At 60.3% G+C, this 22709-nt stretch carries 20 protein-coding genes; 12 read left to right on the forward strand and 8 right to left on the reverse strand.

Translation table 11 applies throughout. The features are described from left to right. Positions 1-37 precede the first annotated feature (37 nt). Complete coding sequence (locus NKH23_RS24325) at positions 38-3010, reverse strand: trifunctional glycosyltransferase/class I SAM-dependent methyltransferase/polysaccharide deacetylase (protein ID WP_352715366.1); 2973 nt, start codon at positions 3008-3010, stop codon at positions 38-40. 81 nt (positions 3011-3091) lie between these two features. Further along, on the reverse strand, positions 3092-3223 hold the full coding sequence (locus NKH23_RS24330) for a glycosyltransferase family A protein (RefSeq protein WP_352715368.1): 132 nt from the start codon (positions 3221-3223) through the stop codon (positions 3092-3094). 409 nt (positions 3224-3632) lie between these two features. Here NKH23_RS24330 and NKH23_RS24335 point away from each other — a divergent pair, with 409 nt between their 5' ends. The 5 genes from NKH23_RS24335 to NKH23_RS24355 all read left to right on the forward strand — a co-directional run bounded on the left by NKH23_RS24335 (position 3633) and on the right by NKH23_RS24355 (position 11565). After that, positions 3633-4298, forward strand: coding sequence for a DUF3450 domain-containing protein (locus NKH23_RS24335; RefSeq protein WP_352715370.1), 666 nt, complete (start codon positions 3633-3635; stop codon positions 4296-4298). Positions 4299-4392: 94 nt separating this feature from the next. Then, positions 4393-7371 carry an OmpA family protein gene (locus NKH23_RS24340; protein WP_353035500.1) on the forward strand — a complete coding sequence of 993 codons (2979 nt, stop codon included), beginning with the start codon at positions 4393-4395 and terminating at the stop codon, positions 7369-7371. Between the two features lie 16 nt (positions 7372-7387). Next, positions 7388-7879: a Rab family GTPase gene (locus NKH23_RS24345; RefSeq protein ID WP_023716509.1), complete on the forward strand. Its 492-nt coding sequence runs from the start codon at positions 7388-7390 to the stop codon at positions 7877-7879. Between the two features lie 3 nt (positions 7880-7882). Next, the gene (locus tag NKH23_RS24350; protein ID WP_352715374.1) at positions 7883-8953 is read left to right on the forward strand and encodes an adenylate/guanylate cyclase domain-containing protein; all 1071 of its coding nucleotides are present in this window, start codon (positions 7883-7885) and stop codon (positions 8951-8953) included. Positions 8954-9273: 320 nt separating this feature from the next. Next, positions 9274-11565 carry a mechanosensitive ion channel family protein gene (locus NKH23_RS24355; protein WP_352912893.1) on the forward strand — a complete coding sequence of 764 codons (2292 nt, stop codon included), beginning with the start codon at positions 9274-9276 and terminating at the stop codon, positions 11563-11565. A gap of 522 nt (positions 11566-12087) precedes the next feature. Here NKH23_RS24355 and NKH23_RS24360 read toward each other — a convergent pair. After that, positions 12088-12984, reverse strand: a complete 897-nt coding sequence (locus NKH23_RS24360; RefSeq protein WP_352912894.1) for a LysR family transcriptional regulator — start codon at positions 12982-12984, stop codon at positions 12088-12090. Positions 12985-13252: 268 nt separating this feature from the next. Here NKH23_RS24360 and NKH23_RS24365 point away from each other — a divergent pair, with 268 nt between their 5' ends. From NKH23_RS24365 to NKH23_RS24380, 4 genes are all read left to right on the forward strand, one after another. Then, complete coding sequence (locus tag NKH23_RS24365; protein ID WP_352912895.1) at positions 13253-13987, forward strand: SDR family NAD(P)-dependent oxidoreductase; 735 nt, start codon at positions 13253-13255, stop codon at positions 13985-13987. A 204-nt stretch (positions 13988-14191) separates the two neighbouring features. Then, entirely contained in the window at positions 14192-14791 is a 600-nt protein-coding gene (locus NKH23_RS24370; RefSeq protein ID WP_352912896.1) for an NADPH-dependent F420 reductase, read from the forward strand. A 3-nt stretch (positions 14792-14794) separates the two neighbouring features. After that, positions 14795-15298, forward strand: a complete 504-nt coding sequence (locus tag NKH23_RS24375; protein ID WP_352912897.1) for an SRPBCC domain-containing protein — start codon at positions 14795-14797, stop codon at positions 15296-15298. Positions 15299-15460: 162 nt separating this feature from the next. After that, a complete protein-coding gene (locus tag NKH23_RS24380) occupies positions 15461-16273 on the forward strand; it encodes an SDR family NAD(P)-dependent oxidoreductase (protein ID WP_352912898.1) in 813 nt (270 codons plus the stop codon). 117 nt (positions 16274-16390) lie between these two features. Here NKH23_RS24380 and NKH23_RS24385 read toward each other — a convergent pair whose 3' ends face one another. Then, positions 16391-17302 carry a LysR family transcriptional regulator gene (locus NKH23_RS24385; protein ID WP_352912899.1) on the reverse strand — a complete coding sequence of 304 codons (912 nt, stop codon included), beginning with the start codon at positions 17300-17302 and terminating at the stop codon, positions 16391-16393. Positions 17303-17390: 88 nt separating this feature from the next. Here NKH23_RS24385 and NKH23_RS24390 point away from each other — a divergent pair, with 88 nt between their 5' ends. Further along, positions 17391-18410, forward strand: a complete 1020-nt coding sequence (locus NKH23_RS24390) for an NADP-dependent oxidoreductase (RefSeq protein WP_352912900.1) — start codon at positions 17391-17393, stop codon at positions 18408-18410. Between the two features lie 34 nt (positions 18411-18444). Further along, positions 18445-18747 carry a putative quinol monooxygenase gene (locus tag NKH23_RS24395; RefSeq protein ID WP_352912901.1) on the forward strand — a complete coding sequence of 101 codons (303 nt, stop codon included), beginning with the start codon at positions 18445-18447 and terminating at the stop codon, positions 18745-18747. Between the two features lie 110 nt (positions 18748-18857). Here the strand turns inward: NKH23_RS24395 and guaA are convergent, their stop codons facing one another. Further along, positions 18858-20420, reverse strand: coding sequence for a glutamine-hydrolyzing GMP synthase (guaA, locus tag NKH23_RS24400; RefSeq protein WP_352912902.1), 1563 nt, complete (start codon positions 20418-20420; stop codon positions 18858-18860). A gap of 55 nt (positions 20421-20475) precedes the next feature. Beyond that, positions 20476-21009: a MarR family winged helix-turn-helix transcriptional regulator gene (locus NKH23_RS24405; RefSeq protein ID WP_352912903.1), complete on the reverse strand. Its 534-nt coding sequence runs from the start codon at positions 21007-21009 to the stop codon at positions 20476-20478. A gap of 101 nt (positions 21010-21110) precedes the next feature. Between NKH23_RS24405 and NKH23_RS24410 the strand changes: the two genes are divergently transcribed. Further along, the gene (locus NKH23_RS24410; protein WP_352912904.1) at positions 21111-21407 is read left to right on the forward strand and encodes a hypothetical protein; all 297 of its coding nucleotides are present in this window, start codon (positions 21111-21113) and stop codon (positions 21405-21407) included. Here NKH23_RS24410 and NKH23_RS24415 read toward each other — a convergent pair. Both NKH23_RS24415 and NKH23_RS24420 read right to left on the reverse strand, forming a co-directional pair. Beyond that, entirely contained in the window at positions 21379-22029 is a 651-nt protein-coding gene (locus tag NKH23_RS24415; protein ID WP_502908319.1) for a 5'-methylthioadenosine/S-adenosylhomocysteine nucleosidase, read from the reverse strand. The genes NKH23_RS24410 and NKH23_RS24415 overlap by 29 nt on opposite strands. Positions 22030-22192: 163 nt before the next feature. Next, on the reverse strand, positions 22193-22651 hold the full coding sequence (locus NKH23_RS24420) for a PaaI family thioesterase (protein WP_292654248.1): 459 nt from the start codon (positions 22649-22651) through the stop codon (positions 22193-22195). Between the last annotated feature and the right edge of the window lie 58 nt (positions 22652-22709).

A 22709-nucleotide genomic window follows, 5' to 3' on the forward strand; every position in this document is an offset into this window, starting at 1 on the left:
AATTTGTTACAAATCTAGACACTGACAAGTTCACCGTTCATGCGAGCACTGCCTCGACAATGGCAACAAAGTCATCGAGCGAGCGATCTCCGCGAATCTCGATGCGCGGAAGGTCGATGGGATCGCAATCGAGGTCCGCCGGCCCGTGTCTGCCGCCGAAGCCGATTCGATAGCCGCACTCCTTGGCCAGCCTGCCAAGCCGTCGGTCGGTGACAGAGAAGGGTGCCGCGAACGCCGTGGTTGGCCGACCGGTCCACCGTTCGATGAACATACGAGAGCGCAGGAGCTCGGCGGCCAAGTCAGAGCTCGACAGACCATCGATCGCGCGATGCGTCGCCAGATGGCTTCCGAAGAACGCACCTTCGCCCGCGAGGCGTCGCACCGTCCCGGCGTCCATAAGCTGCGTCGGCGGGCCGCTGTAGGCGTCCCACTGTGCACTTTCACCCACCAAGTCCGTCACCAGGAACACTTCCGCGGTCAGGTCGTTCGCGCGCAAGGTCGGCCAGGCATGGTCGGCAAAGTTCTGGAAGCCGTCATCGAACGTGATGAGCACTGGGCGGCCAACGAAAGGCTGACGGTTGGCGATGAACCATTCCAGCTGCTCAGACCTAATCGCGTGAAAGCCATTGGCGCGCAGCCATGCCATTTGGCTGGCGAATGCGGCGGGCGTGAGCCGAAAACGGGCGAGCGCGGCCGGACCTTCATCGGAGACGCTGTGATACATGAGGACAGGGATACGCTGTCGCCGCTCGCTACGTGCGACGTCGCGGCGCAAGGCCCGCGCCCCGCCCCAGACGATATTTCGCGCGACCCCGATTTCGACGGGTGCGCGGATTGGCACATGATCTATCATCGGTTCCGTCGCCACGTCGCCTGGTGACAGGCGGCGGAAGCGGTCAATGCGGTAGAGCTCGGTCTGGATCGATTGCTCGAGGACGAGGCCGTCGGTCGCTGCCAGCGTCTCTGAGATCGCTCGTGCACCGAATGTGTTCCAGTCGAAGCCCGTCCTTTCAACATTGTCACGTAGCACGAATGCGTGTGCGCTGATGAAACTGCCGCCAGGCGCCAACGCCTCAACGAGTTTTTTGGCGATGCGCCGCAACTCGGCGAGATCATCCAGGTAGTAGAGCACTTCCGAACAGACGATCAGATCCATCTCGCCCGGCAGAGTGTCCGCAGAAAAATCCAGTACGCCGAACTCAACATTCGGCTGATCGCTGCATCGCGCGCGCGCCCGCCCGACGGCTACGGCGGAGATGTCAGTTGCGGTCAAATGGCCCACGCGCGGCGCCAGCTGCCGCGTGAAGTGGCCCTCCGCGCAGGCCAGCTCAAGCGCCCGTCCGATGGGACCGGCAGGCAGAATTTCGAGCTGCCGCTCATATTTTTCCTGCTCATAGGGCGAACCGTAGTTCCAGGGATCCTCGGTCGCGAAATGGCGATTCCAGAAAGACGTGCGATCATTGTCGTGCCCATCCGCGGCCCGTGCACGGCGCGGCGCTGCAAAAGGCTCTTTAGTTTCGGCGCTCGACCGAACCAGCGCCTCCGCTTCCGCGGCCAATCCCGCGAGTTTGCCGAAGTGGCTGTCCCGATCGGACCGGCGTCCCGCTATGGACAACAATGCCTCGGCTGCAAACATGTTTGACTTGTCGGCACCGGCGCCCTTTTGCGGTGCATGTACAGGCGATCGCCTCGCAAGCCGCGCGGCACTGTGCATAAGCCGCTCAGGGGGCACGAAATTCAGGATCAATTCAATCCAATGACGCCTTGTCACTTTCCCGAGTACGCCGAACTGCACGAGAGCCTCGATCTGGCCATCCATCATCAGATAGGCATAGATTTGATCGATTCCTTCCGGCACTTCGATCGAGGTCGGATTTCGCGCGTCGACACGAATTCCAAGTGTCCGCGCGAGCCTGCGCGGCGCGGCAAGATCGTCGACGTCGAGAAGCATTTGCTCAAGGTGATACTGGACGCGGCGAGCCGCGACGGGATTGTCCCAGACCTTGCCGAGTTCGATGATCAACTCGGTGAGGGAGCCGCCGAACCTGTCCCACCTGGCAGCCAATTGCGCTGGCACCGACAGGCTTCCTGCCATAAGGCCATCGATGGCCACCTTGGCGATCTCACGCGCCCACTTCCGTCCTGGCGGGAGCGCGCGCAGGGACTGCGGGTTGATCGAGCGCGAGCCGCAGCCGCAATCCGATGCGGCGTTCCACAACGCGAACCACGCGAGTGCTTCGGAAGCGGTGCCGCCGTTCGCCTCGATCGCTCCATTGGCGTGAGCCGATGCCGGGTGTTTGACCCTGGGATCAGGAGAAAAGCCGCGGGCGATCACGATTTCCGCATCTACCAGCATCTGCATCGAATTGCGGGAGAGCGCGTTGGGGCTGGTCCGATAGAAGGCGAGCGGCTCGTCGACCATCACCCAATTTTTGCCCAGACGTGCGAGGCGCTGCCACAGATCCCAGTCCTCGCAGGTGCGCAGCGACACATCGAAACCGCCCAACTCGACAATTGTCTCCCGGTCGACCAGCATCGCGTGAGTGCGAATGGCACACCGGCGGGCGAATGTTTCGAAGGGCTGGATCGCGACCTCCGTTGCGATGCTCGACGGGGTGAGTTCGCCATCGGGCATCACGCGCCGGGAACCGCAATAGGCGGCCACTGCATCGGGAGCGGTTTTCAATGCGGCCAGCATTTTCGCAAGAAAGCTGGCGTCCACCCAATCGTCCGCATCCAGAAACATTAGCCAGCGGCCGCGCGCTGTCGAAATCCCGCGATTGCGCGCGCCGGCGGGGCTATGCGCGCAAGACCCCAACGTCCGAAATCGGGCATCGTGCTCTACATAACCGGCGATGATCGCGGGGGTGCGGTCCGTGGAGGCGTCGTCGACGATGATCGCCTCCCAATCCACTATTTCCTGATCGAGAAGGCAATCAAGTGCGCGCGCCAGCGTTACCTCCGCGTTGTGCGCAGGAACCACGATTGAAACCAAGGGATCATGCGCCACGCCGTCTCACCCGCGCCCGGTTCGAAGGTAGAACAAGATGCGTTGATCTTTCTCGGCATAGGCCGTCACAATCGACGCCGATCAGCCCGTCGACCCATCGTCCATCAAGACTATATCTAGTATCTGGTAGGTCTGCCGGCGGATGCCGGCAAGCGTTGCGCCGACGGTTTGCTCGGCATTGAACATCGGTACCACACCGCCTTGCGGTAGCATCCTGGATCATCGAGCTTTCGTTTTCTTCGGCAAGAGTCGGCGAAATGTCAAAACCGGATGACGGCATCGGCTGGCAGCACTGCCCTGTCAAGATCGGGGCGAATTAGAGGCAGGCAAAAAAGACTTGAAGACAGGCCGAATGGCAAGCGCGCATGCCCGACAGCTTAGAGCTGAGGTCGATACGCCGGGACATTTCCTTTCGCGCATTTCATCTGCAAAAAGATGATCGCGGGCGAAGACGGGAGCGCAAGCTGATCAGGATCGAGCCGCATGTCGAAATCTACCCGAATGGGGACGCACGAACCGACTTAAGCCGAGAAGATTCCGGCTTGCGGGTCGGCTATTTTGCTGACATGTTTATCAGTTGCTAAATTAGCGCTGTGACAATGTTCAAAAGAAGGGGCATGGGATGGCCAAGGAATCTTCGAGTACCGCTTCTTCGGCAAATAAAGCGGACGCAAATCTGATAAGTAATGCAGACGGAAGCGGGCTGACCTTCATGGCGGGCCAGGCTCGCGAGAGCGGGGCCTCCGGCGACGCTGTAGGTGTCGACAAGATACGTGATCTGCTGTTCGGCAACCAGATGCAGGACTATGACCGCCGCTTTTCCAAGCTTGAAGAACGGGTCTTGCAGCGCTTCAAGGATGTCGAATCCGAGGCCAAGCGCAATCTTGAAATGTACGAGTCAAATGCAAAGAAGCAGGTCGACTCGCTTGCGGCGCAATTGCGGAACGAAAAAGACGCGCGAGCCGACGCCGACAAGGAGATTGATCGGAATCTTCGGGAGCAAAATCAGGCGCTCGAAAAGCAGGTGCGCGCGTTGTCGGATCAGTTGAGCGAGCTTGAGCGGGAAGTTGCGGACCGGATAAATCGAAACGATCATTTGCTGCGTGAGGAAATCAAGCAAAAGAATGAAAGCATTCAGATGCTGATGGAGAAAATGTTTTCCGATCTTGGCAATGTCAAGACCGACCGAAATCTTTTGGCTGGCCTGTTTGTCGAGGTTGCAAAATGTCTAAATCAGGATCCCGCAGGCAGCAAGAACAACTCGGAGCGTACGTGGAAAGTGAGTTGATCGGAACTTGACGTCGACTGTCGACCCAATCAGCCTTCCTCAACGAGCAGCTTCGAACGATACAGAGATTGATCGCGAGGCTCTGGCTCGCCTTTTGATCGAAATTGCCCGGAACGTTGATCCGGACTATCGTGCGCGTCTCGACGGAATCCCAACCGCCGATCCTCGCATGGAAAAGCTTCGCCAGTTGCTGGTCGGCCGCGAAATTTCGGAGCTTTCACGAGTTACGCATCTGCTCGACGAACCCGAGCAGCTTGCGGCTGCAGTTGGGGGTGTTCTCCCCAGTGCAGCCGCACGTGCGCCTCATGCGCAACTCGGAGAGGCCCTTGCGCCAGCTGTCGAGAGGGCCGTGCAACGGTCCATCCAGAAGAGCCCGCGTACGCTTACGGATATATTGTACCCGGTGTTTCTGCCGGCTATTCGCAAGTCGATCGGCGAAAAGATCGACCAAACCTTTCAATCGCTGAATGAAACTTTAAGACATATATTTACCTGGCATGGGCTCAAGTGGAGGCTTGAAGCTTGGAGAACTGGTGCAAGCTTCTCAGAAGTTGTTCTTAAGCATTCTCTTGTCTATCGTGTAGAACATGTTTTTCTCATCAATCGCAATTCCGGGCTTTTGATAGCGCATGTAACCGCTGATAATGCAACTAGCGAAGATCCTCAACTCATTTCTTCTATGCTTAGTGCAATTCAAGATTTTGTAAAAGACTCATTTAACGAGAAAGAACAGAGCGGCCTGGACACGATCCGTTTCGGGGAGCTTCGTCTCTGGTCGGAAGTTGGACCGTTTGCGACCTTGGTTGCGGTGATCCGGGGAAATCCGCCCGAGGAATTACATGAAATAATTCGCGATGTATTGCTTCGCATCCATGATGAATACTCACAGGCTCTAGAGCAGTTTGACGGCGACAGTTCGCAGTTGGCCGGCGTAGAGTCGCAGTTGCAGACCTGCGTTGAACTGAAGCAGGAGGAATCAAACGAAGGATTTCCCTGGCTGGTCTTGGCTGCAGTCCTGCTGGTTTTGATTCCCGCAGGCGGTTGGTTCTTTCTTTCCTGGCAATCCGGGCAGCGCTGGCAGGCGTATGTGTCGCGACTGGGGACCCAGCCGGGCATCATCGTTGCCGAACAAAAGTTGCGTGATGGCCAATTCTATATTGCCGGCCTGAGAGACCCGCTTGCCGCCGACCCGCAGTCGCTGTTGGCCGGAACGCAGGTCGATCCCGCCCGCGTTCATTCACGCTGGCAATTCTATCAGAGTCTTGAGCCGGAGTTCGTGTTGAAGCGGCTAACGGCGTCGCTGGCTCCGCCGGATTCAGTACGACTTTCGATCGTCGATGATCGCATCGTTGCCGAGGGGGAGGCTCCCGACACCTGGATAGATCGGGCGCGCGCAGCGGCCCAACAACTTTCGGCAGGCGGACCGGAATTCGATATCTCCAGGGTTCGTGATGTGAGTCCCGAAGCACGCGCGGCGGAGCGCTGGCAGGCCTATGTGTCGCGACTGGGGAGCCAGCAGGGCATCATCGTTGCCGAACAAAACGTGCGCGATGGCCAATTCTATATTGCCGGCCTGAGAGACCCGCTTGCCGCCGACCCGCAGTCGCTGTTGGCCGGAATGCAGGTCGATCCCGCCCGCGTTCATTCGCAGTGGCAATTCTATCAGAGTCTTGATCCGGAGTTCGTGTTGAAACGGCTAACGGCGTCGCTGGTTCCGCCGGATTCAGTACGACTTTCGATCGTCAATCATCGCATCGTTGCCGAGGGTGAGGCTCCCGACACCTGGATAGATCGCGCACGCGCAGCGGCCCGACAGCTTTCGGCAGGCGGACCGGAATTCGATATCTCCAGGGTTCGTGATGTGAGCCCCGAAGCACGCGCGGCGGAGCACTGGCAGGCTTATGTGTCGCGACTGGAGGCCCAACCGGGAATCATCGTCGCCCAACAAACGGCGAGGAGCGGACATTTCTATATTTCCGGCCTGAGAGACCCGCTTGCCGCCGACCCGCAGTCGCTGTTGGCCGGAACGCAGGTCGATCCCGCCCGCGTTCATTCGCAGTGGCAATTCTATCAGAGCCTTGATCCGAAGTTCGTGTTGAAGCGGCTGATGGTGTCGCTGGTTCCCCCGGATTCAGTACGACTTTCGATCGTCGAGGATCGCATCGTTGCCGAGGGTGAGGCTCCCGACACCTGGATAGATCGCGCACGCGCAGCGGCCCGACAGCTTTCGGCAGGCGGACCGGAATTCGACATCTCCAGAGTTCGTGATGTGAGCCCCGAAGCACGCGCGGCGGAGCACTGGCAGACTTATGTGTCGCGACTGGAGGCCCAAGCGGGAATCATCGTCGCCCAACAAACGGCGAGGGGCGGACATTTCTATATTTCCGGCCTGAGAGACCCGCAGGCCGCCGACCCGCAGGCTCTGCTGTCCGGAACAGGGGTCGATCCTGCTCGCGTTCACTCGCAGTGGCAATTCTATCAGAGCCTTGATCCGAAGTTCGTGCTGAAGCGGCTGGTGGCGTCGCTGGCTCCGCCGAAATCGGTTCGGCTTATGATCATCAAGGATCGCATCGTTGCCCAGGGTGAGGCTCCTGCCGCCTGGATAGATCGGGCGCGGCTCGCCGCCCAACAGCTGTCCGCGGACGGACTCTCTCTAGAAATCTCCGAGCTGCGTGAGTTGACCCCTCCGGAACTCACTCATTTGAGGGAGGCTATTCAAGCGGTCGACATTTTCTTCGATTCTGGCAAGGCTGTACCGGGACCAGAGCAACTGCCGGTTCTCGACAAATTGGCGAATCAGTTGAAGCAATTGGCCAAGGACGCCCGCAAGGCAGGCGTAACAGCACAGTTCATGTTGACCGGCCATTCGGACGAGACGGGCCGTGAAACGGCCAAATTGTCGATCAGCGCCGCGCGCGCGGAAACAGTTCGTGCGCTTCTCAAGAAGCGCGGCGTCGATCCGGAATTGCTCTTGGTTCGCGGCGCCGGCACCTTTGAGCCAGCGGAGACTGAAAATAGCCGAACCGGGAGCTCGGCCAATCGCAGAGTTTCGGTTACGGTAAACTTCCACTAGGGCGGAGCCCAGGATATTGCAAAAGAAGATCTGCATGTTGGGCGGGTTCGCTGTCGGAAAGACGAGTCTGGTTCGCAGGTTTGTGCAAAGCATCTTTTCAGAAACCTACTTGACCACGGTGGGAGTGAAAATCGACAAGAAGAGTGTCGCATTCCCGGACAAGACCGTGGATCTGATTTTGTGGGATTTGGCCGGCGAAGACGATATCGGCTCATTCCGCGTCAGCTATGTGCGAGGTGCCAGCGGGCTCGTGCTTGTCGTCGATGGAACGCGCGCCGCCACTCTTGCCGTGGCGCTCACGTTGCGCGAGCGGGCCGAGGCTGAATTCGGCGCTATGCCGTTTGTATTGCTGCTCAATAAATCCGATCTGGCCGATCGGTGGGCAATATCGGATAGTGAAATTAACGAACTGAGGCAACTTGGATGGCAAATCTATCTAACGAGTGCGCTTTCGGGTGAACATGTTGATGATGCGTTTCGTCAGCTTGCTTCGATGGTCGCAAAATAGACCATGCATGAATTGCCAAGAGAAGTCAGAAGCTGGATTTACGATTTCTTCTACAACGAGCGCTCCGTCGCATATCTGAAAATCGACGCCCAGCTTCGCATAGCTGCGAAGGGCGGCAGCGTCAAACATTACGGACTCTCATCAGTTCGCATTGGTAAGCCTGTTGCCGAGCAGCTTGAATTCATGGAAGGTTTGCTGCCCTGCCCGGAGCTTCCATATCATATGGCCATGGTCGAACTGCCCAGCGGGCGTGTCGCGGACCTCCATCTTTTTGCTGACAATGCCTGCGTGTGGCTGCTCTTTCTTGACGCCACTGCCGAACGCGACAATAGGCAGCGACTTCAACAGAAGGCTTATGAAATGACGCTCCTGCAAGAGAGGGAGCGTCAACTCAACGAGAAATTACAATCGATGAACGAGGCGTTGAGGGCGAGCCAAGAGGGATTGTCGCGTGAATACCAGCGCGCCGAAGCCCTGCTCCTCAACATTCTTCCGGCGTCTATCGCGGAGCGGCTAAAAGCGCACGAAGAAATTGCAGACAACTACGCAGAGGTGAGTGTGCTTTTTGCCGACATCGTCGGTTTTACGGAAAGAGCGCGGAGCGTCGGAGCCGTGACGACGCTCGCTATTTTAAATTACTTCTTCAAGGCGGCGGATCTGCTCTCGGAGCGATACGGCTGCGAAAAGATCAAGACAATCGGCGATTGTGTGATGGTGGTCGCTGGCCTGCCCGCCGCGCGATCCGATCATGCGGAAGCCCTTGCGCACTATGCACTTGAACTGCGGAAGGCGGTTAAGCTCGAACGCTTCGCAGGAGAACCGATAAGACTCAGAATTGGAATTCACTCAGGACCAATTGTGGCGGGCGTTATAGGCAAAAGGCGGTTTGCCTATGACCTATGGGGTGACACCGTTAATCTCGCCGCACGTATCCAAACGTCCGCGGAGCCCGATGAAATCCGTATTTCGGATGCAACTCATCAACTGCTTGGACCAAATTTTGCTTGCGATCCACTCGCGGAAACGGAATTGCGTGGTACAGGTCGTGTGCGAATGTGGCGGCTCCCGGCCTGATTTGCCGCATGGCAGTGCCGACCCTGGAGCGCGTTGCATCTCAAGCAACATCATGGTTTCGAATGTCCGCAGCGGTGCGCGAAGCAATCGACCACCGAGCGACCGATGCCCAGTTCATAGAACGGCCGGAGGCCTGGGCCGAGGTCGGAATGCCCTGCCCCCGGCGGCTGAATAAACACCGCCAAGTACCCGGCGCAAGGTCTAGCTCGGAACGATGACGTCTTGCACCACCACATCGGTTTCTCCAAGGTAGGAGCAACGGCGGACATAGATGTCGTTGCTTGCCGATTTGACCTGAAGGTTACAGCACGATGCCACTTATGATTCGACGATTGGAAGCCAGGAATCTGGCGCGCCCGGCACGACGTCTCCGACATCTGATTGCGATGTTTGTCCTGATTGCCAGGCCGCTCGTCTTTGGTATCGCCCTCTTGTTGGCCGGTCCGGCACAGGCGCAGGCGCCGGCGACGGTCCCGCCTGAAAGGGTCAAACAGCTATTCGAGCTTCTCGACGATCCGTCAGTGAAGGCCTGGGTGGCCGAACAGCGAAATCAGGACGCCGGGTCAACGGGAGCGCCTGCCGAGGCAGGAGCTTCGCCGGCCGACGCATCGTCCGACGCCGTCGCCGCACCCGGCCAGATGAATACGATGGCATCCTCGACGCTCGATCGGATCAGGCATCATATCGAAAGAATCGTGCGAACTTTGCCCTTGCTGCCAAGCCAGTTCGCGCGCGTTCGGGCAGAGACGATGGAGGATATGTCCAGCAAGGGGTCTGCCGGCGTATTTGTGCTGATTGCGATGTTCATCGCTGCCGGCCTGGCACTCACTTGGGCAACGTACAAGTTCACCCGTCCATTTCGTCTTTGGATTATCGCGCAACCGAAGGATACGCCCGTTGGGCGAGCCAAGAAGATTGGGGGGCGCGCGCTTTATTCCAGCATGCTGATCGTCTCTTTCGCACTGGGCAGCGCCGGCGCGTTCATGTTGTTCGATTGGCCAATGCTTATCCGCGAGATTGTACTGACATTTCTGATGGCGGCGGTCGTTACATGGGGTGTGCGCATGTACGTCATGGCCATGCTCGTCCCTTCCTTCATGAACGTCGAGAACGCCGTCGAGGTTCGTGCTTTGCCGATCACCAACGAAGCGGCTGACCATTGGTCCTATTGGCTACCTCGGATCGTCGGCGTCTTCGCCTTCTTCGGCGCCGCGTTTATCCTCTTGCCAGGTCTCGGCATCGATCAGGACGGAATGATGGTCCTGTCACTGGGCGCCGATTTCGTGCTGCTGTTGCTCCTGCTGCTCGCCATTTGGCTTCGGCCAAGAACGCAGCGAGACGGTGCACGCCACATCGGTCACACGGAAGCGACATGGCTATTGACTGCTTATTTCGTCGTCCTGTTCCTGCAGCGCATCGCCGGCCTTTATACATACTTCTGGTTTACCTTCGCCGCATTCTTCCTGCCTTTGGCGATCGTGATGACGCAGCGCGGGGTTAATTTCGTTCTGCGGCCAGGTTCGGAAGATGTGGGCCGGCCTACGATCCCGGCGGTGACGATCGCTGTCATCGATCGCGGAATCCGAATGATTTACATCCTGGTGGCGGCTTACTTTCTCGCACGTGTCTGGGGTCTGGACATGCAATCCATGCGGGACAGCGATACGACGACGACGTTCATATTGCGCGGCTTGATCAATGTCGTGGTCATTGCCCTCGCAGCCGATTTCGGCTGGTCGATCATCAAAGCTTTGATCGAACGAAAGCTGGGCATCGAAACACCGCACCCTGTGATCAGCGACGAGGACGTCCCGATCCTCGATCCGCAGCAGGCGCGGCTGCACACGCTCTTGCCGATCCTCCAGAATATTCTGCTCGCATCGATCATCGTGATGGCGGTGCTTATGATGCTCGCCTCGCTGGGTATCCAGATCGGCCCATTGATCGCCGGCGCCGGCGTCGTCGGCGTCGCCGTGGGCTTTGGGGCACAAACCATCGTCAAGGACGTCATTTCAGGCGTGTTTTTTCTGCTCGATGATGCGTTTCGTGTTGGCGAATACATTTCATCGGGCAATTACAAGGGTACTGTGGAAAGCTTTTCGCTGCGCTCGGTGAAGCTGCGCCACCATCGTGGTCCGCTGTTCACGGTACCTTTCGGTGAACTCGGGGCAGTCCAGAACCAGAGCCGTGACTGGGTTATCGACAAATTCAACATCACCGTTGGCTATGACACCGATATCGACTTCGCTCGCAAGCTGATCAAGCGGATCGGGCTAGAACTGGCGGAAGATCCCGAGTTCAAACACTGGGTGCTCGACCCGATCAAGATGCAGGGCGTACAGGAGTTCGGCGAGTACGGCATCGTATTGAGGGTCAAGGCCACAACCAGACCGGGAGGCGCCTTCGGTATGAAACGCAAATTCTATGTACGCCTCCGCCAAGTCTTCAAGGAGCAGGGCATCGAACTTCCATTTCCAACGGTCCAGGTCCAGGGGCTACAGAACCCACATGGGGCAGAGAATGCGCCGTTGGAGATCACACCCGAGTTGAAAATGGCCGTCGCGCAGTCGCACACTATTCGGCGCAGAAAAAAAGCTAGCACACCGGAGTAGGAAAGCTGCGACACCAACTCGGCTTTCCGCGCATCGCCCGTGGCAGGGATACTCTTCTATCTTCGACCGTTAAGACGAAAAAAATATTGTGGCGTACCATAACGCATTTTCGGATACGTTCAGACGGGCCTGAATCATTCCCACTCGATTGTTCTGAAGCATCATAACACATTGATCCATCGACAAAAATCTTTCCGCTGATGACGAAGAACCGTATCCCGGATCCGTCAGAAATTCTCGCTCTTGAATTCAAAGGAGAATTTCGGCGATCCGCGATTTGCTCGGTTTCAAAGACTATCGATATCGGTTGGTCTATTTTCCTCGGAGTTCTCCGCAAAGGCGGCGTCTCCAGCCTGCCAAAAAGACCGTCAGCGATGGTGAAGTCCGTCGCCGTCAGTAGTGTGGCCCTCGCGCCGGTTGCGATACGGCGCAACATTCGCGGATTGAACGACGCCGCTTCAAGCGATCGCAGCTCGGCTTCCGACCGGATTACGGCAAGCGCCGCCGGCGACCTGCCGGGCGTCAGTCGCGCGATATGGACAGCCCCGCGAGAAGCGGAGCGTACGCGGCGAGCCTGCGGGATACGAACTCCGTGAAGAGCCGCACGCGCTTCGTCTTGCGTGTCTCCCCCTGTGTGAGAAGCCAGAGCGTTCCGTACATGTGCAGGTCGGTGCCCGGCACCCTCACCAGTAGGGGGTCGGCATCTCCGACGAAGCACGGCAGTGTCGTCATCCCGAGCCCTTGCCGTACTGCAACGATCTGCGCCTCGCCGTCCGTGGTCCTGAACGGAACCCCCGTGGTACGAACCTCACCCTCGCTGGCCCAATCCGGAATTCCATGAATGCTAATGACGATCCACCGGATGGGATCAGGCGCACCCGCACGCCATGCGGCTAGTCGATCGCGAGACATGTAGACGCCGCCGAACAGCTCCGGTCCCTTCAGGCCGTGAAGATTGAGCGGCAGGGTTTTGCGGTCGTAGACGACGCGGATCGCCACGTCGGCCTCTCGGTTGGTCAGATTTGCCAGCTCGCCGGACGACAAGATTTCCATCTCGATGTCCGGATGCAGACGCGCGAAATCGGCGAAGTCCGGCATGAGCAGGTGTGTCGCGAGGGGCGGTGCCAGCGTCACCCGCAGAAGCCCGCGCACGCTCTGGTCGCGCCCGAAGACGCGCGTCTCCAGCTGGTGCGACGACGCTTCCATCTGGTTCGCGAGCTCGAGGACCTCCTCGCCCGCAGCCGTCAGGCGGTAGCCCGAAGGCAGCTTTTCGAACATCTGCGCCCCGAGGCGTTCCTCGAGCTGTGCGATGCGTCGCAGCGCGGTCGAGTGATACACTCCGAGGCCCTCGGCGGCAGCCCGCACTGAGCCTCCGCGCGCCACCGCAAGAAAGTAGCGAATGTCATCCCAGTCGATCATGGTGCAATCCGGCACCGCGCGGTGCGCCTTCCAAAGCCCGTATCTAACGCATCGTACAGCAGTAAGGGCGGTCATCATAGCTTATGTCGACGAGCGCGGCCCAATTCCGAACGGCGGACACCGATCGTCGCGGCTGGCGTCAGTCGTCCAGCCGGATCGATTTTGCACCACCGATGTGCGCGCTTCCGCACTCAACAACGGACGCCGGCGGACCCATTTCGAGGTTCTCGGAGGCAGATGCTGTCCCGACACCACGAAAGGAGAAGTTATGGGAAAGCTTGAGGGTAAGGTTGCAGTCATCACAGGTGGATCGAGCGGCATGGCGTTGGCGAGCGCCAAGCGGTTCGTTGAAGAAGGCGCCTATGTTTTCATCACGGGCCGGAGACAGGAGGCGCTGGACGAGGCCGTCAAGCTGATCGGCCGGAACGTGACCGGCGTGCGCAGCGATGCGTCCAATCTCGACGACCTCGACCGCCTGTTCGATGCAGTCAAGCGCGAAAAGGGCAAGATCGACGTCCTGTACGCGAGCGCCGGCACGGGCGAAGCCGTCCCACTGGGCGAGATTACCGAGCAGCATTTCGATGCGACCTTCGGCCTGAATACGCGCGGCACGCTGTTTACGGTTCAGAAGGCGTTGCCGCTGTTCAACGATGGCGGATCGATCTTCATGACCGGGTCAGTTGCTTCGATCAAAGGTTTTCCTGGCTACAGCGTGTATGCGGCGAGCAAGGCGGCGCTGCACGCATTCGCACGCGGGTGGCTCAACGAACTCAAGGGCAGGAATATCCGGGTGAACGTGCTGCACCCGGGGCCGATCGCCACACCGATGCAGGACCAAGTTCTCACCGAGGAGGCGAAGCAGATGTTCGAATCCCTGATCCCGCGGGGAAAGATGGGTCGTCCTGAGGAAATTGCGGCGGCCGCGCTGTTTCTTGCTTCAGACGATTCGAGCTTCGTGAATGGGCTGGAGTTGTCTGTCGACGGAGGCTTCTCGGCCATCTGAAATCGCGGCGGATCGCGGGAAGCGGCTGATCGGCGGGAACTAGCGTGTCCATGGTGGAACGACTTCCCCGCTGAATGGTCGGCCCGGCCGCGCTGAAGTCGTTCACGACGGGACGTCTACGCAAAGGACGCCACACAGCAGAACGGATAACCCAGCGCCGTTGAAGGCCGGGGAATCAAGACCAATACGGATCGGAGAAGTTTTATGAGCTACGCTATTGTAGGATTCGGTAAGATAGGCCAGGCCCTCGCCCACGCCTTCGCCCGTAAAAACATCGACGTGACCGTCGCGAGCCGCCGGCCGCCCGAGGCGTTGGCGCCGCAGGCTCGGGCGATTGGACCCACGGTCATCGCCAAGTCGCTGCGGGATGCACTCGAGGCCGACACAATCATCTTGGCGGTCCCGTTCGGGCAGCATCGCGAGGTTGCGAAGGTCCTGCCGAGCTGGAAAGGCAAGACGGTCATCGACGCGATGAACGCGTTTCCAGTCCCTGAAGAGCTGGATGGTCTCCCGTCCTCCGCCTTCGTCGCGAAGGCGTTCACCGGCGCCAAATTCGTGAAAGGTTTCAATCACCTGGTTGCGGCCACCCTGGCTGCCGATCCGATCGTCGAGGGCGGGCACCGGGTCGTTTTTCTGTCGAGCGACGACGAGGACGCGATCGCTCCCGTGGCGGCCTTGGCCAAACAACTCGGGTTCGCACCCGTCAAGCTGGGAAAGCTCAACGAGGGTGGCGCGCTGGTGCACGCACGCGGCCGCGCTTGGGGCCAGCTCATCTTCCAGGATTTGTTCAAGAAGGAGCAGTAATCGATGTATGACCATGTGATTTGGCCCGAGCGATATGATCCGAAAACGTCGGCCATCTACGCACTCAACGACATTGACGTGAAGGCGCCGCCTGAAGTGGTCTGGAAGCTGCTCGTCGATGCCGAGAATTGGTCGAGCTACTTTCCCGCCGAAGATCAGGTCAAGATCCTGACCGGCAAGCCGGAACTGGCGCTTGAAACCAGATACAGCCGGGTGACGGTTGGCTTTCCGATGAGTCTGGTCGTGACGGAGTGTGAACCCTTCCGCAGGCTCGCGTGGACGACGACCGTCGATGGCGACGAGACCGGCTCGAGCGCGTACCACGGCTGGGTCATCACTCCTACGGTCGATGGCTGCCATGTGCTGACCGAAGAAACGCAGCAGGGCCCTTGGTTCCTTGAGGAACTCGGGCGCAAGCATCCCGGTGCACTCTACCGCTATCACCAGGAATGGGTCGAAAGCCTCGCCCGCGCTGCGGAGGCGGAAGTGGTAAGCAAGGCAACTTGATGCGCTTGTCTTGAGGCCTGGCCCGTTGCTTGGGCCGCAACGCTTTCGACCGAACAGTACTGGGCCTGCCTTCGTCCGAATATTGTCTGTACTCAACAGACGACGGGCGCTTCCAACCTGGATCGGCGGATGATCACCCACCTACCATTGGAGATAAATGATATGAATATTGAACTCAGGGGCCGCAAGGCGATTGTCACCGGATCCACCGCCGGTATCGGCCGCGCGACGGCGGAGGGGTTGGCCCGTGCCGGTGCATCGGTCGTCGTCAACGGCCGTGGGAATACCCGGGTCGACGAGGCGGTGCGGCAGATGCGGCAGGCCTTTCCCGGAAGCGACATCTCGGGCATCGCCGCCGATCTTGCGACAGCGGAGGGTGCCGAGGCCTTGATCGCGCAGGCGCCGGACGCCGATATCCTTGTGAACAATGTTGGTACGGCTCACATCCGGAGCTACAGTGGCGTCGAGGACATCGCGAAGATCCCCGACGAGGACTGGCTTAGCCTCTTCCAGTTGAACGTAATGAGTGGCGTGCGCGTGACCCGTCATTACCTGCCGCGGATGGTGGCGAAAGGCTGGGGCCGCGTCGTGTTTGTGAGTAGCGAGTCCGCAGTCAACATCCCCAAGGAAATGCTCGACTACGGCATGACCAAGACCGCTCAACTCGCGGTGTCGCGCGGGCTCGCCGAGGCGGTCGCGGGCACGGGTGTCACAATCAACGCCGTCCTGCCGGGACCTACCCGCTCTGAGATCCTGGGCGACTTCATGGCGAAGCAGGCTGACGCAAACGGAATCACTCAGCAGGAGGCCGAACAGGGCTTCTTGAAGGCGATGCGTCCGACCACCCTCATCCAACGCTTCGCGACCACCGATGAGGTGGCCAACATGATCATCTACGCATGCTCGGAGCAGGCTTCGGCGACAACCGGCGCGGCTTTGCGGGTGGATGGCGGCGTGGTCCGCTTCGTCGCGTAGCTGCCGAGACGGTTATGGCGCCAATGGCGCCGACCAGCGGACGGTCGACACCAGCGGCTGAGCGTCCCTTGAGTTTCTCCTGCCCGGCGTCTTCAGGCCGAATGCTGGCCGTGACCTTCACCTGTTTCTCGACACACCCTGCAACAGGTCGAGGAAGGCGCGCACAGCGGGATTGGCGCGCCGGCTTTCCGGCCAGACCGCCGTGATATTGTGCCGCTCGACCGCATGGTTGGAAAGCACCGGCACCAATTCGCTGCGCGCGACATGGGGCGCCGCGATGAAGTTTGCGCTGATGCCGATGCCGCCGCCTGCAACCAGCGTTGCGATCAGCGCTTCGCTGGCGTCCACGACAATGCCGGATGGAGGCATGATTTCGATTTCGCGATCGCCGACACGGAAAGGCCAGCGCAACACTTGGCCGCTGCTTTGATAGCGCAGGGTCACAGTGTCGTGTCCTTCCAGTTCGTCCGGATGCGAAGGAGTGCCCCGTGCGGCCAGATAGGCTGGCGACGCGAAGCAGCAGAGCCAATGCGGTGCGAACTGGCGCGACAACAGCCGCGAGTCAGCGAGATCGCCGATCCGCACCGCAATGTCGATTCGCTCTTCAATGATATCGACGAACTGGTCGCTCAAGCGAAGGTCGACTGCGACCTTGGGGTGCAGCCGGCGAAAACTCGGCAGCGTGGGTGCGATCATATGGATGCCGATCGGCAGTGAGGTGGCGATCCGCAGAGTGCCTGACGGTTCCGAGCGCGCCATCGTCGCCAGCTGCTCGATCTCCTCTGCTTCGCGCAGCAGCCTAAGCGCGCGCTCATGCAGGTCGCGCCCTTCTGGTGTGAGGGTCAGCGAGCGGGTCGTGCGGGTAATGAGGGATATGCCCAGGTTCTGCTCCAGCCGCTGGATGCTTTTGCTGATAGCTGAGGGCGAAATCGACAAGGATCGGGCGGCCGCGGTGAAGCTGCCCATCGACCCGACACGGGCAAAGGCGATCAGCCCCGTTAGCCTTTCAAGTGCTATTTGTTCCCTCATGGAATTACTAAAGCGAATTCGAGCATAATTATCAATCTTGTACGATTTGACTACATCACGTTTCAACCTTGGCACACCTAACGGAGTGATGATGAGCGATGTGATGAAAGCAGTCCGTCTGCACGAGTTCGGCGGTCCAGACTTGTTGCGCTACGAGAATGCGCCCCGCCCCGCTGCGACGCCGGGTGAGGTTCTGGTCCGGGTCCACGCCGTCGGCCTCAATCCGCCGGACTGGTATCTGCGGGATGGCTACCGGTCGCTCCCTCCGGAGTGGCAACCTTATCCCGCCTTTCCGCTGATCCTCGGATCGGACATGTCGGGCGTTGTCGAGGCTGTCGCCAGCGACGTGCGGGGCGTTGGCGTCGGCGACGAAGTCTACGCCATGGTGCGTTTCCCAGAGCATGTCATGGAAGGCAGCAAAGCCTATGCCGAGTATGTCAGCGTGCCAGCTTCGCAGCTGGCGCGGAAACCAGCCAACATCGATCATGTCCGTGCGGCCGGCGCGCCCATGTCGCTGCTTACCGCCTGGCAGTTCCTGATCGAGTTGGGTCACGACGAACCCAACCCGTTCCAATCGTTCACGCATGTGCCGGTGCCCCTTGAGGGCAAGACGGTTCTCGTCAACGGCGCCGGAGGTGGCGTCGGGCACTTGGCCGTGCAACTCGCAAAATGGAAGGGTGCGCGTGTCATTGCCGTGGCATCGGGCAAGAATCGGGGTCTGATGGGCGACCTCGGCATCGATCAATTCATCGATTACACCAGAACGTCGGCCGACGAGGTCGTGCGCGATGTTGATCTCGTCCTTGATGCCGTGGGCGGTCCGGACACCGGCCGCTTCCTCCGCACCTTGAAGCGGGGTGGTGCCCTGCTACCGGTGTACCCGCTTGGCTTTACCGGCCACGACGAAGCCGAAACGCGTGGTATCACGGTTTCGACCACGCAGGTCCGTTCGAATGGCGCACAACTAGCGCAAGCCTCTCGCCTGCTGGACGATGGCACCGTCCGCATCGTCATCGACAGCACGTTCCCCCTCGCCGAGGCGGCAAGAGCACACGAGCGCGCCGCTCGCGGGAACATCCAGGGCAAGATCGTCCTGACCGTTGCATGATCGAAAGGATGGGGAAGGCTCAGGGGAAAAAACGATGCTTATCGTGACCGGATATGTCCACGTCGAACCATCCGCGATGGCCGAGTTCGTCACCGATATCGAGGCGCTTGCGCACAGTGCCAAGCAGCGTGACGGGGGCCTGTTCTACGCTGTTGCCGTGGATGGTCGTGCCGCCGGGCGTCTGCTCGTCGCAGAGCGGTGGAGAGATCAAGCATCCCTCACTGCTCATCTTCATGCGCCCGAAACTCTGACATTCGTGGAGCGGTGGCGGGACCGGATGAGAGGCGACCTCCGCAAATACGACGCGGCGAACGAACGGACGCTCTTCGATGAATAACGGCGTTATCTTATGTTCTATACGCCCGCCGGGAGTGAGATCCGGACTGGAACGGCAACTGCGCGGCAGCGAAAATCGCTGCGGAGACACCCTACTGCCGCCGCTTCCCTTCACTCCCACTCGATCGTGCCCGGCGGTTTGCTCGTCACGTCGTAGACGACGCGGTTGATGCCGCGCACCTCGTTAATGATGCGGGTGGCGGCTGCTCCGAGGAATGCCATGTCGTAGTGGTAGAAATCCGCGGTCATGCCATCTACCGAGGTGACGGCACGCAGCGCGCAGACGAATTCGTAGGTGCGGCCGTCGCCCATCACGCCGACGGTCTGCACCGGCAGCAGCACGGCGAAGGCCTGCCAGATGGCATCGTAGAGGCCGGCCTTGCGGATTTCGTCGAGATAGATGGCGTCAGCCTCGCGCAGGATCTCCAGCTTTTCGCGGGTAATGCCGCCCGGGCAGCGGATGGCGAGACCGGGACCGGGGAACGGATGCCGGCCGATGAAGCTGTCGGGCAGGCCGAGCTCCTTGCCGAGCGCCCTCACCTCGTCCTTGAACAATTCGCGCAACGGCTCGACCAGCTGCATGTTCATGCGTTCGGGCAAGCCGCCGACATTGTGGTGCGACTTGATGGTCACCGACGGTCCGCCGGTGAAAGAGACGCTTTCGATGACGTCGGGATAGAGGGTGCCTTGCGCCAGGAAATCGGCGCCGCCGAGCTTCTCGGCCTCCTCCTCGAACACTTCGATGAACAGCCGGCCGATGGTCTTGCGCTTCCTCTCGGGGTCGGCCTCGCCCTCCAATGCCGAGATGAACCGGTCCGAGGCATCGACCAGGATCAGCGGCAGATTATAGTGCTGGCGAAACATCTCAACCACGCCGGCCGCCTCGTCCTTGCGCATCAGCCCGTGGTCGACGAGGATGCAGGTGAGCTGGTCGCCGACCGCCTCGTGGATCAGCAGGGCCGCGACCGAGGAATCGACGCCGCCCGACAGCGCGCAGATCACCTTGCCCTTGCCGACCTGTTTGCGGATCGTCTCGACCGCGTGCTCGCGGTAGGCGCGCATCGTCCAGTCGCCTTCGATGCCGGCGATGTTGTGGACGAAGTTGCGGAGCAGCCTGGCGCCGTCCGGCGTATGCACGACTTCGGGGTGGAACATGAGGCCGTACATCTTGCGCTCGACATTGCCGAAGATGGCGAAGGGCGAGCCCTCCGATTTTCCGAGCACCTCGAACCCCTTCGGCAGGGTGATGACGCGGTCGCCATGGCTCATCCACACTTGGTGGCGCTGGCCGGGCGCCCACAGGCCCTCAAACAGCGGGCTGTCCTTGGCGATCTCGACGAAGGCGCGGCCGAATTCGCGATGGTCGGAGCTTTCGGCGACGCCGCCCATCTGCACGCACATCGCCATCTGGCCGTAGCAGATGCCGAGCACCGGCACGCCGGCATCGAAGACGATCTGCGGGGCGCGCGGGCTGCCGATGTCGCTGGTCGAGGCCGGGCCGCCGGACAGGATCACCGCCTTCGGGTTGATGCGCTTGAACGCCGCCTCGGCCGACTGGAAGGGCACGATCTCGGAAAAGACGCCGGCCTCGCGGATGCGGCGGGCGATCAGCTGGGTGAACTGGCTGCCGAAATCGACAATCAGGACGGTGTCGGGATGATTGGCTGTTTTCATGGCGAGCGTTTAGAGAAAGAAACGAGTCGGCGCAATGGGCTGCGAGGTCGCGCTGTCACTTCGATTCCGGTGCGTCATCCTGAACGCCAGAGGCTTTGTCCAATGCATCAGTTTGCGTTGTATCGAGTGACCGCAAGGCGCCCATCAGTGCCGCGAAACGCTCATGGCCGAGGCGGGCAACATAGCTCCGTTCGATCTGCAGCTTGATGCGATCGCCATCGCGCAGGGCGTCCAGCCCCTTGCGCGTGTAGCGCACAAACTTGCCGCGGCCGTCTTGCGGATCGGGGAGACGCTGCAACACACCTTCCGTCTCCAAGCCATCGAGCAATTGCTGAACCGCCTGTTTTGAGATCGCCGAGCGCTCGATCAGCGCCGACTGGCGCATGCCACCGCGCGGGATGTGTCCAAGCAGGCCGGCACGCGCTTCGGTGAACCAGTGATGGCCGGCAGCGCGCATCGCCGCGGCGAACTCGGTCTGCCAGGCGCGGCTCGCCTGCCACAGCCGCCAACCTATGTGATCCGGCAGCGCTTCGGGTTTTTCGTCAAGGCTCTTGACCAAATTCTTCTCGCCCGATAGATAGTCAAGCATCTTGACTACTAGTTCACTCTAAGTGGCGACGCCGGTCAAGGCAATCGGCGACTTCAATTCAGGAGGAAATCATGGCAGCACTTCGGAAGGAAACCCTTGCAATGCTCATTCCGGGCATGACCCATGTGTTGGAACGAAACGGCAAGGAGGCTTACGTCTATTTTGAAAGAGAGGGTGCCGCGCACATGCTGCTCGACGATGGCGAGGCGCGAAGCGGGCGCTGGCGGATGCTCGATGACGGTTATGTCGCCGACTGGGACACCGGCGCGACCGGACGCTGGACTCTCGATCATGAGCCCGGGTCAGTCACTTACGTCAATCGCGACAACGCCGTTCGCTTCAGGATGATCGGCGTGCTGTTCGGCAACGCTAAGAACCTGCCGCCCCAACAACCTTGAAGTCGATCGCGCCGGAGGCGATCGCCTGTTCCAGCAGTTGCACCGCCCCGGCCAGCTTCTCGTCGATGACGTGCAGATATTCGGTCCAGTCGCCAACGTGTCTCAGATCGGCCGCGCCGTCGGAAATGCCGCGCAGGCCGATAAGCGGCACGTCGAACAGCTGGCAGGCGCGCAGGCAGGCGAAGGTTTCCATGTCGACCATGTCAGCGGCGATCGCGTCGTAGGCGGCGCCGGTGACTATTGCCGCCCCGGTCGACAGCGTCGCCGGCCTGATGCCTGGTATGCTGAACGGCAGCGGCACGCTGACAGGCAGGTCGAGAAACGGCGTGGCGCCTTTCTCGAACCCCAGGGGCGAAGCGTCCATATCGCGGTAGGCGACTGAAACGGCCTGGTAGATCTCCGTCTGCTCCAGCGTCCGGCTGCCCGCCGAACCGAGCGACACGACGAGATCCGGCAGCGCGTTTTCGGCCGCCCGCCGGGACAGTTCCGCGCCGAGCACGACACCGGCCTCGACCGGCCCGACGCCGGTCAGCAGCGGCGTGAACAGCCGTTGCAGGTGTGGACCGTACTCGGCCTCGGCCGCCATGACGAAAAGAACGGACCTGCCGGACAGGCGAGACATTTTACCGGTCACGACGATCTACTCCTTTCTGGCCCTCCACCGGAGCCGGAAGGTAAGAAGGGCGACGTGCCCTCACCGGCCCCCGGCCCTTCGCTATGGCTCCGGGCGTTCGTCGCTCGAAAAGCCCATTTAGGGGCTTTTCGTCCGCTGCGCGGACCGCTCCTCACCCCTCGATACCGTCGCGGCCGAGCACCGTCATCATCGTTCCGGTCATCGTGGCGATCAGCTTGGCCTCGCCGTCGGTGGCGAACGCATAGGCCTGGCCGTCGGCGACGATGATGGTGCGGCCGGGCTTGGTCACCGAGCCGCGGAACAGGAAGCGCTCGCCCCGGCCGGGCGCCAGCAGATTGACCTTGAACTCGATGGTCAGCACGCCGGAATTTTCCGGCATCAGCGAGAATGCTGCATAGCCGCAGGCCGAGTCGAGAGCCGTCGAAATGACGCCGGCATGGAGAAAGCCGTGCTGCTGGGTCAGTGCCGCAGAATAGGGCATTTCGATCTCGATGATGCCGGGCGTCACCAGCGTCAGCTCGGCGCCAATGGTCATCATCGCGTTCTGGCGCGCAAAGGACGTCCTGACGCGGTCCTCATAATCGGGAGCAGGAACGATCTTTGCTGCCATGGCCGTCGACCTTCGTTTCTCCGACAAATCTTATTGCAAAGGCATTTATCGCAGAGGG

The sequence above is a fragment of the Mesorhizobium sp. M1328 genome (assembly GCF_040318075.1).
Lineage (GTDB): Bacteria > Pseudomonadota > Alphaproteobacteria > Rhizobiales > Rhizobiaceae > Mesorhizobium.

Excerpts from the sequence above, each read along its gene's own strand:
- NKH23_RS24415 (WP_502908319.1), bottom strand. The coding sequence starts at position 22,029 with ATGTCTCGCCTGTCCGGCAGGTCCGTTCTTTTCGTCATGGCGGCCGAG.
- NKH23_RS24390 (WP_352912900.1), top strand. The coding sequence starts at position 17,391 with ATGATGAGCGATGTGATGAAAGCAGTCCGTCTGCACGAGTTCGGCGGT.
- NKH23_RS24330 (WP_352715368.1), bottom strand. The coding sequence starts at position 3,223 with ATGCTACCGCAAGGCGGTGTGGTACCGATGTTCAATGCCGAGCAAACC.
- NKH23_RS24420 (WP_292654248.1), bottom strand. The coding sequence starts at position 22,651 with ATGGCAGCAAAGATCGTTCCTGCTCCCGATTATGAGGACCGCGTCAGG.
- guaA (WP_352912902.1), bottom strand. The coding sequence starts at position 20,420 with ATGAAAACAGCCAATCATCCCGACACCGTCCTGATTGTCGATTTCGGC.
- NKH23_RS24360 (WP_352912894.1), bottom strand. The coding sequence starts at position 12,984 with ATGATCGACTGGGATGACATTCGCTACTTTCTTGCGGTGGCGCGCGGA.
- NKH23_RS24375 (WP_352912897.1), top strand. The coding sequence starts at position 14,795 with ATGTATGACCATGTGATTTGGCCCGAGCGATATGATCCGAAAACGTCG.
- NKH23_RS24380 (WP_352912898.1), top strand. The coding sequence starts at position 15,461 with ATGAATATTGAACTCAGGGGCCGCAAGGCGATTGTCACCGGATCCACC.
- NKH23_RS24350 (WP_352715374.1), top strand. The coding sequence starts at position 7,883 with ATGCATGAATTGCCAAGAGAAGTCAGAAGCTGGATTTACGATTTCTTC.
- NKH23_RS24365 (WP_352912895.1), top strand. The coding sequence starts at position 13,253 with ATGGGAAAGCTTGAGGGTAAGGTTGCAGTCATCACAGGTGGATCGAGC.
- NKH23_RS24385 (WP_352912899.1), bottom strand. The coding sequence starts at position 17,302 with ATGAGGGAACAAATAGCACTTGAAAGGCTAACGGGGCTGATCGCCTTT.
- NKH23_RS24355 (WP_352912893.1), top strand. The coding sequence starts at position 9,274 with ATGATTCGACGATTGGAAGCCAGGAATCTGGCGCGCCCGGCACGACGT.
- NKH23_RS24405 (WP_352912903.1), bottom strand. The coding sequence starts at position 21,009 with ATGCTTGACTATCTATCGGGCGAGAAGAATTTGGTCAAGAGCCTTGAC.
- NKH23_RS24410 (WP_352912904.1), top strand. The coding sequence starts at position 21,111 with ATGCTCATTCCGGGCATGACCCATGTGTTGGAACGAAACGGCAAGGAG.
- NKH23_RS24370 (WP_352912896.1), top strand. The coding sequence starts at position 14,192 with ATGAGCTACGCTATTGTAGGATTCGGTAAGATAGGCCAGGCCCTCGCC.
- NKH23_RS24395 (WP_352912901.1), top strand. The coding sequence starts at position 18,445 with ATGCTTATCGTGACCGGATATGTCCACGTCGAACCATCCGCGATGGCC.
- NKH23_RS24335 (WP_352715370.1), top strand. The coding sequence starts at position 3,633 with ATGGCCAAGGAATCTTCGAGTACCGCTTCTTCGGCAAATAAAGCGGAC.